A 12,372-nucleotide genomic window follows, 5' to 3' on the forward strand; every position below is an offset into this window, starting at 1 on the left:
GAAGGAATCGGGCGTGGGGATTACAAATGCCCAACACAGTCTTTTCCTGACCGCTGCGTCAACGCGTAGAATGCGCACCCGCGCATGAAAAATCTTTGGACGCTTTGCCCTTGAACTCCGTGACTGACCACACCACCAGCCCTCCCCTCTCCCGCCCCGCCCGGGTCCGCCTGGAGCTGAAAAACCTGCTCGGCCTGGCCTTGCCGATCATGATCGCGCAGCTGGCCACCACGGCGATGGGCTTCGTCGATGCGGTGATGGCCGGCCGGGTCGGGCCGCGCGACCTGGCGGCGGTGGCGCTGGGCAACTCGATCTGGGTGCCGGTGTTCCTGCTGATGACCGGCACGTTGCTGGCCACCACGCCGAAAGTCGCCCAGCGCTTCGGTGCCGGCACGCACAGCGAGATCGGTCCGATCGTGCGCCAGGCACTGTGGCTGGCCCTGGTGGTGGGCCTGATCGCGACCGGCCTGCTGCTGTGCGCCGAACCGATCCTGCGCGTGATGAAGGTCGATCCGGAACTGATCGGCCCCTGCATGCAATACCTGCACGGCATCGCCAGCGGCCTGCCCGCGGTCGCGCTCTACCATGTGCTGCGCTGTTTCAGTGACGGCCTGGGTCGCACCCGCCCGGCGATGGTCCTGGGCCTGTGCGGCCTGGCGCTGAACATTCCGCTGAACTACGTGTTCATCTATGGGCACTTCGGCGTGCCGGCCATGGGCGGCGTCGGTTGCGGCTGGGCCACGGCGATCGTCATGTGGGTGATGGCCCTGGGCATGGCCGGTTGGGAGCGCTGGGCGCCGGCGTATCAATCGAGCCAGCTGTTCAGCCGTTTCGACTGGCCGCAATGGTCGGTGATCAAGCGCCTGCTGGGCATCGGCCTGCCCATCGGCATTGCCGTGTTCGCCGAGTCGAGCATCTTCGCGGTGATCGCCCTGTTGATCGGCAGCCTCGGCGCCACCGTGGTCGCCGGGCACCAGATCGCCCTGAACTTCAGCTCGCTGGTGTTCATGATCCCCTACTCCCTGGGCATGGCCGTGACCGTTCGGGTCGGCCAGTCGCTTGGGCGCGAGCAACCCCGTGAAGCGCGCTTCGCCGCGGGCGTCGGCATGGGCACGGCACTGGCGTACGCCTGCCTGTCGGCGAGCATGATGCTGTTGCTGCGCGAACACATCGCCACGATCTACACGGCGGACCCGACGGTGATCAAGGTGGCGGCGATGTTGATCGTCTATTCGGCGCTGTTCCAGTTTTCCGACGCGATCCAGGTCACGGCGGCCGGTGCATTGCGCGGCTATCAGGACACTCGGGTGACCATGATACTGACGCTGTTCGCTTACTGGGGCATCGGCCTGCCGGTGGGCTACGCCCTGGGCCTGACCGACTGGTTCGGCACGCCAAGCGGCCCGAGCGGGCTGTGGCAGGGTTTGATTGTGGGCTTAAGCTGCGCGGCGCTGATGCTGTCGATCCGCCTGACGCGCAGTGCACGCAAGCGGATTCGCCTGAACCAACACTTGTAGGAGCTGGCTTGCCAGCGAAGACGGTGTATCAGTCGCCATCGATGTTGCCTGACGCACCGCTTTCTCGAGCAAGCTCGCTCCTACAAGGTTTTGTGGGTTAATCGGATTTTTTGCGGATCCAGTAAAGGTAGGTGCCAGCCTCTTCATGCTGCCCCACCAGCTCATGGTCGAGAAACACGCAAAACTTGGGGATGTCGCGGCGGGTCGACGGATCGGTGGCGATCACCTTGAGCAGGCCCCCTGGCAACAGGTCACGGATGTGCTGGTGCAACATCATCACCGGCTCCGGGCAATTGAGGCCGGTGGCGTCTAGGGTGCCGTCTACCGGCGTATCAAGCATTTCACTCATGATTAACTCCTGAAACTTGCCGGCATTGTACACCGCTGATCGTTCCCACGCTCTGCGTGGGAATGCTGCCAGGGACGCTCCGCGTTCCAGCTCTGGAAGTGACGCAGAGCGTCACGGGATGCATTCCCACGCAGAGCGTGGGAACGATCGGTACACACGGTCAGCGGGACTTGGGTTTCTTCACATCCAGCCGGCGCAAATGGCAGGTCACTTCCTCACGGTCGTGGTACAGCTGCTTGCAGCCGATCTCCACGCGAATGCCGCGCGCCTTGAAACCCTCGGCAATCCGCTCAAGCAAGCGCTTCACTTCGGCGTAGCGCTGTTTCATCGGCAGCTTGAGGTTGACCACCGCCTCGCGGCAATGCCCCTCGCCGATCCACTCTTCCAGCATCGCCGCATTACGCGCCGGCTTCTCGACGATGTCGCAGACCATCCAGTCCACCGGCTGCTTGGGCTTGAAGGTGAAACCGTCGGCCATCAAATGCTGCACCAGGCCGGTATCCATCAGGCTTTCAGCCATCGGGCCATTATCGATGGCGGTCACCAACATGCCACGGTTGACCAGCTGCCAGGTCCAGCCGCCGGGCGCTGCACCCAGGTCGACACCGGTCATGTCGCTGTGCAAACGCTCGTCCCACTGGTCCCGAGGGATAAAGTGATGCCAGGCCTCTTCAAGCTTCAAGGTCGAACGGCTTGGCGCCTCGCGCGGGAATTTCAAACGCGGAATGCCCATCGGCCACATCGCCGAGTTGTTCGACTCCGCCAGACCGACGAACACTTCACGGCCGCTCTTGAACGTCAACAACAAGCGCGGCTTGCTCGCGTCATCCACCAGCTTGCCGGCGCCGGTCAGCGCCTTGCGCAGGGGGCCTTCGAACTTCTTGCAGAAGTTCGACAGCTCCTTGCCATCATTGGTGTCGACCACTTCCAGCCACAGGCTGCCGCAGGTCGGAAAATCCGCCAGGTGCGCGAGAATCACACTGATGCGATCACTCTCCGGCAGGTCGATGAAGATCCCCCGGGCCCACTGGCGCGGGAAAATCAGATCAGCGAAACGCTGCCCGCGCATCAGGCGATCGGCGCCGTCTTCCTCGGTGCAGACAAACTCGGCGCAGGCGCTGGCGGCCTTGGCCTTGGCATAACCGGCCACGTTCAGTTGTGCGGCGAGGTCGGAAATCTCGGAACAGACTTCACCTTCGAAGCCCGGCCGGCAATGCATGAAAAGGGTGTTCATTCTTACTCCTGGGCAGAGGGCGAGACATTCAACCCCTGCGCGATGCCCAGACTTGCGCTAACGCAAAGCCTGTCACGAAAACCGGCGCATGATAGCCGACTTCGGAACCTCGGACTTGCCCATAGAGTCCCGTTATTAGCCAGCTACTTAAAACAGGGCTAGGTTTAGTGCTCTGCCCCTTTCCCTCAGTCCGTAGCCGTGCGGACTCAAAGGAGTGATCGTAATGCCGTCCCTCGATAGCCTGAAGACCCTCAAGACCCTGCAAGTCGACGACAAGCTTTACCACTACTACAGCCTGCCGGAGGCCGCCAGAAGCCTCGGGGACCTGGACGCGCTGCCCATGTCGCTCAAAGTGCTGCTGGAAAACCTGCTGCGCTGGGAAGACGCCAAGACCGTCTCCAAAGCCGACCTCAAGGCCATTGCCGCCTGGCTCAAGGAGCGCCGCTCCGACCGCGAAATCCAGTACCGCCCGGCCCGGGTGCTGATGCAAGACTTCACCGGCGTGCCCGCCGTGGTCGACCTGGCCGCCATGCGTGCCGCGATGGCCAAGGCCGGCGGCGACCCGCAGCGCATCAACCCGCTGTCGCCGGTGGACCTGGTGATCGACCACTCGGTGATGGTCGACAAGTTCGCCACCAGCAGCGCTTTCGAACAGAACGTCGACATCGAAATGCAGCGCAACGGCGAGCGATACGCCTTCCTGCGCTGGGGCCAGAGCGCCTTCGACAACTTCAGCGTGGTGCCACCGGGCACCGGCATCTGCCACCAGGTCAATCTGGAATACCTCGGCCGCACGGTCTGGACCAAGGACGAAGACGGCCGCACCTACGCCTTCCCCGACACCCTGGTCGGCACCGACTCCCACACCACCATGATCAACGGCCTCGGCGTACTCGGCTGGGGCGTCGGCGGCATCGAAGCCGAAGCGGCGATGCTCGGCCAACCGGTGTCGATGCTGATACCCGAAGTGATCGGTTTCAAGCTCACCGGCAAACTCAAGGAAGGCATCACCGCCACCGACCTGGTGCTGACCGTCACCCAGATGCTGCGCAAGAAAGGCGTGGTCGGCAAATTCGTCGAGTTCTACGGCGACGGCCTGGCCGACCTGCCCCTGGCCGACCGCGCGACCATCGCCAACATGGCGCCGGAGTACGGCGCCACCTGCGGCTTCTTCCCCGTGGACGACGTCACCCTGAGCTACCTGCGCCTGTCCGGCCGCCCCGACGCCACGGTCAAACTGGTTGAGGCCTACAGCAAGGCCCAAGGCCTGTGGCGCCTGCCGGGCAAGGAACCGCAGTTCACCGACAGCCTGGCCCTGGACTTGGCCAGCGTCGAAGCCAGCCTGGCCGGGCCCAAGCGCCCGCAAGACCGCGTGTCGCTGCCGAACGTCGCGCAAGCCTTCAGCGACTTCGTCGGCCTGCAACTCAAACCCACCAGCAAGGAAGAGGGCCGCCTGGAAAGCGAAGGCGGTGGCGGCGTGGCCGTAGGTAACGCGGACATGGCCGGTGAAGTGGACTACGAGTTCGAAGGCCAGACCCTTCGCCTGAAAAACGGCGCGGTGGTGATCGCCGCCATCACCTCCTGCACCAACACCTCCAACCCGAGCGTAATGATGGCGGCCGGGCTGCTGGCGAAAAAAGCCGTGGAAAAAGGCCTGCGCCGCAAACCCTGGGTGAAAAGCTCGCTGGCCCCAGGCTCGAAAGTGGTCACCGACTACTACAAGGCCGCCGACCTGACGCAGTACCTCGATGCCTTGGGTTTTGCCCTGGTCGGCTATGGCTGCACCACCTGCATCGGTAACTCCGGGCCACTGCCGGAGCCCATCGAAAAAGCCATCCAGAAGGCCGACCTCACCGTGGCCTCGGTGCTGTCGGGCAACCGCAACTTCGAGGGCCGGGTGCATCCGCTGGTGAAAACCAACTGGCTGGCCTCGCCGCCGCTGGTGGTCGCCTACGCCCTGGCCGGCACCGTGCGCATCGACCTCAGCCGCGAACCCCTGGGCGAAGACCAGAACGGCCACCCGGTGTACCTGCGCGACATCTGGCCCAGCAGCCAGGAAATCGCCGAAGCGGTCGAACGGGTCAACACCGCCATGTTCCACAAGGAATACGCCGAAGTGTTCGCCGGCGACGAACAATGGCAAGCCATCAAAGTGCCGCAAGCGGCCACCTACGTCTGGCAGGACGACTCGACCTACATCCAGCACCCGCCGTTCTTCGACGACATCGGCGGCCCGCCACCGGTGGTCAAGGACATCAGCGGCGCACGCATCCTCGCCCTGCTCGGCGACTCGGTGACCACCGACCACATCTCCCCCGCCGGCAACATCAAGGCCGACAGCCCCGCAGGCCACTACCTGCGCGAAAAAGGCGTGGAACCGCGCGACTTCAACTCCTACGGCTCCCGCCGCGGCAACCACCAGGTGATGATGCGCGGCACCTTCGCCAACATCCGCATCCGCAACGAAATGCTCCACGGCGAGGAAGGCGGCAACACCTACTACATCCCCACCGGCGAAAAACTGCCGATCTACGACGCCGCCATGCGCTATCAAGCCACTGGCACCCCACTGGTGGTCATCGCCGGCCAGGAATACGGCACCGGCTCAAGCCGCGACTGGGCCGCCAAGGGCACCAACCTGCTGGGCATCAAAGCGGTCATCGCCGAAAGCTTCGAACGCATCCACCGCTCCAATTTGGTGGGCATGGGCGTGCTGCCACTGCAATTCAAGCTCGACCAGAACCGCAAGAGCCTGAACCTGACCGGCCGCGAAACCCTGGACATCCTCGGCCTCACCGGCGTCGAACTGACACCACGGATGAACCTGACCCTGGTCATCACCCGGGAAAACGGCAGCCGGGAAAAAATCGAAGTGCTGTGCCGGATTGATACGCTTAATGAGGTGGAGTACTTCAAGTCGGGGGGGATCTTGCATTACGTGTTGCGGCAATTGATTGCGTCGTAACCGCGGAACAATAAGTGTTGATGCTTCAGGCGCTGTTACATCGGTAACGGCGCCTGAAGCACTCCCTGACAACCTGCCACCCACGCACTTTGCAGGGGCCCGGCTTGCCGGCGAAGGCGTCCTTACAGCCGACCATTCCCTCGCGGATGCACCCAATCCCCTGTAGGAGCTGGCTTGCCAGCGAAGGCGCCCCCACAGCCGACCATTCCCTCGCGGATGCACCCAATCCCCTGTAGGAGCTGGCTTGCCAGCGATGGCGCCCTCACAGCCGACCATTCCCTCGCGGATGCACCCAATCCCCTGTAGGAGCTAGCTTGCCAGCGAAGGCGCCCCCACAACCGATAACGGTCTTTCGGACGATCAACGTGAGGCGCGGTTTACTGGACCGCCTGATATCTCAACCGAAAACGACAATTTGTGACCCTGCGCCAACGCATAACCTCAAGAAACGAAACCGTCTGCCGATAGCCAGGGCAATACGCTGTGGTAGGGTATTTTAGAAATTTGTCGTTACGGGTTTAGCGCATGAAAGAGATTTATCTATTGATCGAGCACGGAATCGATCAAGGCGAAGTGTATGTTCTTGGTTGGTTCGACGATGAAAAAAAGGCGAAGGAAGTCGCCGAGGAAAAAGAGTGGGAAGCGTACCGTGAAAGCTTGAAAACAGGACACGCCTGGTCAAATCACAAGCCGTTGGCGCCAGACCAAACTGAATACCGTCGATTCTGGGTCAAAGAAGTTTCCAGGTTTGATCGCGTTCCCGTCCCAAGGTCGTCAGCTGTTCATTGAGCCTCGGCCCTGTGCTGATGCTCCTCAGCAGCGCAGTCACCATGCTTGGCGGCCAACCTGATTTCGAACCTATTCAGGCCCCTGTAGGAGCTGGCTTGCCAGCGAAGGCGGCCGCCCAGTCGACAGATCTGCCAACAGACACACAGCTTTGAAGAAAACAGCACTACGCAAAAAATTCCATATTTGCGGGGGGGGGGGGGGACCACATCCCTGTGCTCAGTGTTCGCGCTATTGAAAGGACCGGTGCTTCGTCAAACCGCAACTAGTACTCGGTGTCGCCTTCGATTTTGAAATGTTGAACCCAACCTTGTATCGATGTAGCAAGAACCATCAGCGGTACCAGCATCAACAACGTCACAGTGATCACGGACCAACTTGTCATACGCTTCCCCTTTTTCCAGCAGGATTTGGCAGAGCGCCATTCAAACGAACGTCAGGCACCTTTAAACATAGTCACACTCTCTGTTCTACGCACTAAAACACAGCACCACAATTGCAGACGCACGGCCATATCTGCCTAAATGCCCCACATTAAAGCGAGCTCACCCGAAACAAGGAAACGTTCATGCTCGTAATGCCCTGGCCATACCTGACACTCCTCTCTGCCGGCTATGTCCTGGCACTCACCTACGGTTACCTGACCGCCCAGGCGATCATTGCGATCATCCTGCTCCTGCTCGCCGGATTCGCCGTCCGGCAAAACCGCTTTCACTATGGCCCCTACCTCGGCCATGCCCTGTTCATCCTCCTCGCCCTCGCCTTGGCCCTCCATTGGTGGCCAGGATTTCACAACGCCAGGATGATCGACCAGGAACGCTTCACCGAGAACGCCGCGCCCTTCTCGATGTACCTCAACCTGGATAAACCACTGATAGGCTTCTGGCTGTTACTCGTATGCCCATGGATCATCGGCCGCCACTCGTTGTTGCAAGCAATAAAGGCTGGTGCCCTGACCCTGAGCCTGACGGCACTCGTCACATTGGGGGGAGCATGGCTGCTGGGGATAGTCGAGTGGTCACCGAAATGGCCGCCACAAGCGTGGCTGTGGATAAACAACAACCTGCTGCTGGTGACCGTGGTAGAAGAAGCGCTGTTTCGTGGCTACCTGCAAGGCGGCTTGAGCCAACGATTCCAACACCTGCCCTACGGCGAACACCTTGCCCTGCTGATCGCTTCTCTATTATTCGGTTTGGCCCATTGGGGCGCCGGTTGGGAATGGGTATTGCTGGCGACCCTGGCAGGCGTTGGCTACGGAGTGGCCTATCGATTGGGTGGATTGGCCGCTGCCATCGCCACCCACTTTGGTATTAATTTATTGCATTTTGGATTGTTTACTTACCCGATGCTGGCCACCTGAGCCATTACGAAAGATTAGCTTGACCAAAAAAATCCAAAGCTGATGTCATCCGCGTCAGTCAAAAATCTCGACTACGCCAATAACTTCACTATTACCATCCATAACCGGCAAGGCGCGGATTTTGTGATCCAGCATGTAAGCCTCGGCCTCAGACAAATGTGCAGACGCTTTCACTGTGTGCGGATTTGAAGTCAGGAACGTCTCGACGGTTTCGTTGACGACTCCTGGATTACTCAGCAATGCACGACGTAGATCGCCATCGGTGACGATGCCGACTAGTTTTGCGCCTTCCATTACCAGGGCGAGCCCCAGGCGGCTTGATGTCATAACCAACAGGCAGTTGTGGAAAGACGTGTTGCGGGTCACCTTAGGGAGGTTGGTGTGCATCACGTCACTGACGCGCGTCAGGAGTTTGCGGCCAAGGCTGCCACCGGGATGGTAGCGCGCAAAATCCATAGGTTTGAAGTCGATTGCAGCGATCAGCGCAACAGCAAGCGCATCTCCCATAGCCATGGTGGCGAGCGTTGAAGTAGTCGGAGCGAGGTTGTTCGGGCAAACCTCACGTTCAACGGAGATATCCAGCCAGATGTCAGCATGCCTGGCCAAAGTGGATTGCCCGTTACCGGTCATGGCAATGATTTTGTTGCCGAATGACTTTAGGCTCGGGATCAGTTTGACGACTTCTTCGGTTTCACCGCTGTAGGAGATCAGGATCAGCACATCACTCGGCTTGAGCATGCCCAGATCACCATGAAAAGCTTCAGCCGGATGCAGGAAAAGACTCGGTGTACCAGTAGAGGCAAAAGTAGCGACCATTTTCTGGCCAATCAGCCCGGATTTACCCATGCCGCAGACTGCCGCGCGGCCCTTGCAACCCAAGATGAGTTCCACTGCACGCTGAAACTCATGATCGAGGCGCGCTGCGAGGTGGCTGATGGCTTGCGACTGAGCGTGGAGTGCATCTTTAGCAATCGGAAGGTGGTTCATGGGAAAGCCAATGGTCCTTGGTTAGGTGGTACGCACCAGCGCCGGGGGCGCAAAATCATACGCTGAGGGTTCCCTTGAGGGAAACCCTTAAAAACCTCTACAGCTCGCCCCGTCTTCGTTTCCCCGCCTTGATCCACCGATTCACACGGCAAAAAATAAATTCAATAAAGCCGCTATACGGCCGACACGCTGTCAAAGCCTTGCGGATTAAATAAGCCATGCGTAATAACCAGCCCATTACACAACGCGAACGGACCTTTCCGGCTCAGCAACGGTTGATTTCCACCACCGATGCCAAGGGCATGATCACCTACTGCAACGACGACTTCGTCGAGATCAGCGGGTTTTCTCGTGAGGAACTGATCCGGGCGCCGCATAACCTGGTGCGTCACCCCGACGTGCCGGCCGCGGTCTTCGCACACATGTGGGGCACACTCAAACAAGGCTTGCCATGGATGGGCATTGTCAAGAATCGCTGCAAGAGCGGTGACCACTACTGGGTTAACGCCTACGTGACACCGATCTTCGAAGGCAACCAGGTGATCGGTTACGAGTCGGTGCGGGTCAAGCCCACCGCTGAACAGATTCGCCGTGCCGAAGCGCTCTACCAACGCATCAACCAGGGCAAGTCGGCCATTCCTTCGACGGATAAATGGTTGCCGGTCCTGCAGGACTGGCTGCCTTTCATCCTGGTCAGCCAGTTGAGCTTCATGATCGGCGCGACACTGAACTCGCAGTGGGGCTTTGCCCTGGCGGCCGCTCTTTCGGTGCCGCTGGGCCTGTTGGGCCTGGGCTGGCAGCAACGCGGCATCAAGCGTTTGCTGCGCCTGGCCGAGCAGACCACGTCCGACCCTCTGATCGCGCAGATGTACACCGACAGCCGCGGTGCCCAGGCACGCCTGGAAATGTCGATCCTCAGCCAGGAAGCGCGCCTGAAAACCTGCCTGACCCGCCTGCAGGACACCGCCGAGCACCTGACCGACCAGGCGAAGCAATCCGACGCCCTGGCGCACAACAGCTCCACCGGCCTTGAACGCCAACGCATCGAGACTGAACAAGTGGCCACCGCCGTCAACCAGATGGCCGCCACCACCCAGGAAGTCGCCAGCCACGTGCAACGCACCGCCGACGCCACCCAGCAAGCCAACCGCCTGACCGGTCGCGGTCGCGACATCGCCGGGGAAACCCGCGAAGCCATTCAGCGCCTGTCGGTGGTGGTGGGCGAGACCGGCCTGACCGTGACGCAACTGGCCAAGGACAGCAACGAAATCGGCGGCGTGGTCGACGTGATCAAAGGCATCGCCGACCAGACCAACCTGCTGGCACTGAACGCGGCCATTGAAGCGGCGCGTGCCGGCGAGATGGGCCGTGGTTTTGCGGTAGTGGCCGACGAAGTTCGCCAGCTGGCCCAACGCACCAGCGAATCCACCGGGCAGATCCACGCCCTGATCGCCAAGCTCCAGCAAACCGCGGGCACCGCGGTGCAAACCATGGAAGCCGGGCATCGCCAGGCCGAAGAAGGCGTGGCGCGGGTACTGGAAGCGGATCAAGCCCTGGTGGGGATCAGTGAAGCGGTGGCCAACATCACCGACATGACCACCCAGATCGCCGCCGCGACCGAAGAGCAAAGTGCCGTGGCCGAAGAAATCAGCCGCAACATCAGCAACATTTCGGCACTGGCGGACCAGACCTCGGAACAGGCCCAGAACTCGGCGCTGTTGAGTGAAGAGCTGACCAAGACGGCGAATACGCAGTATTCGTTGGTGGAGCGGTTCAATCGCTGACCTGGATCACCCCCTTCTCCTGATCGTTCCCACGCGCGCAGCAAAGGAATGCACTCAATGACGCTCTGCGTCCCTCCCAAAGACGGAACGCGGAGCGTCCCTGGCTGCATTCCCACGCAGAGCGTGGGAACGATCAGGGTGCGGCGGGCGACGCGGACTCGCTAGAGGAGGAGTCTGCGGTGGCGGTGGGAAATGTCTGCGTGAAGCCACCGATGATCGTTCCCATGCTCTGCGTGGGAATGCAGCCCGGGACGCTCTGCGTCCCCGTCGCGCCGCGGCTTTTTGGCATCCCACGTCAGAACCAGCGCTGAATCTCGATCAGCCCTTCCATCCCCGTTACTCGCCGCTGCAAGGCTTTATCCGCACCTTTGCTTTGCAGGTCATTGATGATCTGTCTTGTGGTGAAGCATTTGAACTGGCTCAGGCATTTGTTCAGGCCAGGTGCCTGGGCAACGAAGTGCAGTGCGATGGAGATGGAACGCGGAGCGTCCCTGGCTGCATTCCCACGCAGAGCGTGGGAACGATCAGGGTGCGGCGGGCGATGCGAACGCGCTAGAGGAGGAGTCTGCGGTGGGGGTGGGAAATGTCTGCGCGAAGGTTAAGATCACCACCGATGATCGTTCCCATGCTCTGCGTGGGAATGCAGCCCGGGACGCTCTGCGTCCCCGTCGCGCCGCGGCTTTTTGGCATCCCACGTCAGAACCAGCGCTGAATCTCGATCAGCCCTTCCATCCCCGTTACTCGCCGCTGCAAGGCTTTATCCGCACCTTTGCTTTGCAGGTCATTGATGATCTGTCTTGTGGTGAAGCATTTGAACTGGCTCAGGCATTTGTTCAGGTCAGGTGCCTGGGCAACGAAATGCTGTGCGATGGAGATGGAACGCGGAGCGTCCCTGGCTGCATTCCCACGCAGAGCGTGGGAACGATCAGGGTGCGGCGGGCGATGCGGACTCGCTAGAGGAGGAGTCTGCGGTGGCGGTGGGAAATGTCTGCGCGAAGGTTAAGATCACCACCGATGATCGTTCCCACGCTCTGCGTGGGAATGCAGCCCGGGACGCTCTGCGTCCCCGTCGCGCCGCGGCTTTTTGGCATCCCACGTCAGAACCAGCGCTGAATCTCGATCAGCCCTTCCATCCCCGTTATTCGCCGCTGCAAGGCTTTATCCGCACCTTTGCTTTGCAGGTCATTGATGATCTGTCTTGCGGTGAAGGATTTGAACTGGCTCAGGAATTTGTTCAGGCCAGGTGCCTGGGCAACGAAGTGCTGTGCGATGGAGATGGAACGCGGAGCGTCCCTGGCTGCATTCCCACGCAGAGCGTCACTAGTGTCCGATAAAAACCAAAGGGGGAGCTTGCTCCCCCTTGCTGTTGGCGATCATCAGCCATAATCAG

The 12,372-nt window shown here is 60.7% G+C and carries 8 protein-coding genes and 3 pseudogenes; 5 read left to right on the plus strand and 6 right to left on the minus strand.

Annotated features, from left to right (window positions below):
- Positions 1–110: 110 nt before the first annotated feature.
- Positions 111–1,517: an MATE family efflux transporter gene (locus ACIO0C_RS22945; protein ID WP_401315443.1), complete on the plus strand. Its 1,407-nt coding sequence runs from the start codon at positions 111–113 to the stop codon at positions 1,515–1,517.
- A gap of 97 nt (positions 1,518–1,614) precedes the next feature.
- Here ACIO0C_RS22945 and tusA read toward each other — a convergent pair whose 3' ends face one another.
- Both tusA and rlmM read right to left on the minus strand, forming a co-directional pair.
- Complete coding sequence (gene tusA, locus ACIO0C_RS22950) at positions 1,615–1,866, minus strand: sulfurtransferase TusA (protein ID WP_401315444.1); 252 nt, start codon at positions 1,864–1,866, stop codon at positions 1,615–1,617.
- Positions 1,867–2,026: 160 nt separating this feature from the next.
- Positions 2,027–3,100: a 23S rRNA (cytidine(2498)-2'-O)-methyltransferase RlmM gene (gene rlmM / locus ACIO0C_RS22955; protein WP_401315445.1), complete on the minus strand. Its 1,074-nt coding sequence runs from the start codon at positions 3,098–3,100 to the stop codon at positions 2,027–2,029.
- 223 nt (positions 3,101–3,323) lie between these two features.
- Between rlmM and acnA the strand changes: the two genes are divergently transcribed.
- The 3 genes from acnA to ACIO0C_RS22970 all read left to right on the plus strand — a co-directional run bounded on the left by acnA (position 3,324) and on the right by ACIO0C_RS22970 (position 8,211).
- The gene (acnA, locus tag ACIO0C_RS22960; RefSeq protein WP_401315447.1) at positions 3,324–6,065 is read left to right on the plus strand and encodes an aconitate hydratase AcnA; all 2,742 of its coding nucleotides are present in this window, start codon (positions 3,324–3,326) and stop codon (positions 6,063–6,065) included.
- Positions 6,066–6,590: 525 nt separating this feature from the next.
- Entirely contained in the window at positions 6,591–6,854 is a 264-nt protein-coding gene (locus ACIO0C_RS22965) for a hypothetical protein (protein WP_401315449.1), read from the plus strand.
- 565 nt (positions 6,855–7,419) lie between these two features.
- Positions 7,420–8,211, plus strand: a complete 792-nt coding sequence (locus ACIO0C_RS22970; protein ID WP_401315451.1) for a lysostaphin resistance A-like protein — start codon at positions 7,420–7,422, stop codon at positions 8,209–8,211.
- A gap of 54 nt (positions 8,212–8,265) precedes the next feature.
- On the opposite strand, the gene ACIO0C_RS22975 is transcribed toward ACIO0C_RS22970, so the two are convergent.
- Entirely contained in the window at positions 8,266–9,198 is a 933-nt protein-coding gene (locus ACIO0C_RS22975) for an SIS domain-containing protein (protein ID WP_401315453.1), read from the minus strand.
- A 218-nt stretch (positions 9,199–9,416) separates the two neighbouring features.
- Between ACIO0C_RS22975 and ACIO0C_RS22980 the strand changes: the two genes are divergently transcribed.
- A complete protein-coding gene (locus ACIO0C_RS22980; RefSeq protein WP_401315454.1) occupies positions 9,417–10,982 on the plus strand; it encodes a methyl-accepting chemotaxis protein in 1,566 nt (521 codons plus the stop codon).
- Between the two features lie 343 nt (positions 10,983–11,325).
- On the opposite strand, the pseudogene ACIO0C_RS22985 reads toward ACIO0C_RS22980, so the two are convergent.
- The 3 pseudogenes from ACIO0C_RS22985 to ACIO0C_RS22995 form a co-directional block, all read right to left on the minus strand.
- Positions 11,326–11,445, minus strand: a pseudogene (locus ACIO0C_RS22985) (transposase); the annotation flags it as partial.
- A 281-nt stretch (positions 11,446–11,726) separates the two neighbouring features.
- Positions 11,727–11,843: pseudogene (locus tag ACIO0C_RS22990) on the minus strand (transposase); the annotation flags it as partial.
- Between the two features lie 284 nt (positions 11,844–12,127).
- A pseudogene (locus ACIO0C_RS22995) lies at positions 12,128–12,244 on the minus strand (transposase); the annotation flags it as partial.
- Positions 12,245–12,372 lie beyond the last annotated feature (128 nt).

Source organism: Pseudomonas sp. NPDC087336 (assembly GCF_044744285.1).
In the GTDB taxonomy this organism is placed as follows: Bacteria; Pseudomonadota; Gammaproteobacteria; order Pseudomonadales; family Pseudomonadaceae; genus Aquipseudomonas.

Excerpts from the sequence above, each read along its gene's own strand:
- acnA (WP_401315447.1), top strand. The coding sequence starts at position 3,324 with ATGCCGTCCCTCGATAGCCTGAAGACCCTCAAGACCCTGCAAGTCGAC.
- ACIO0C_RS22980 (WP_401315454.1), top strand. The coding sequence starts at position 9,417 with ATGCGTAATAACCAGCCCATTACACAACGCGAACGGACCTTTCCGGCT.
- tusA (WP_401315444.1), bottom strand. The coding sequence starts at position 1,866 with ATGAGTGAAATGCTTGATACGCCGGTAGACGGCACCCTAGACGCCACC.
- ACIO0C_RS22975 (WP_401315453.1), bottom strand. The coding sequence starts at position 9,198 with ATGAACCACCTTCCGATTGCTAAAGATGCACTCCACGCTCAGTCGCAA.
- ACIO0C_RS22970 (WP_401315451.1), top strand. The coding sequence starts at position 7,420 with ATGCTCGTAATGCCCTGGCCATACCTGACACTCCTCTCTGCCGGCTAT.
- rlmM (WP_401315445.1), bottom strand. The coding sequence starts at position 3,100 with ATGAACACCCTTTTCATGCATTGCCGGCCGGGCTTCGAAGGTGAAGTC.
- ACIO0C_RS22965 (WP_401315449.1), top strand. The coding sequence starts at position 6,591 with ATGAAAGAGATTTATCTATTGATCGAGCACGGAATCGATCAAGGCGAA.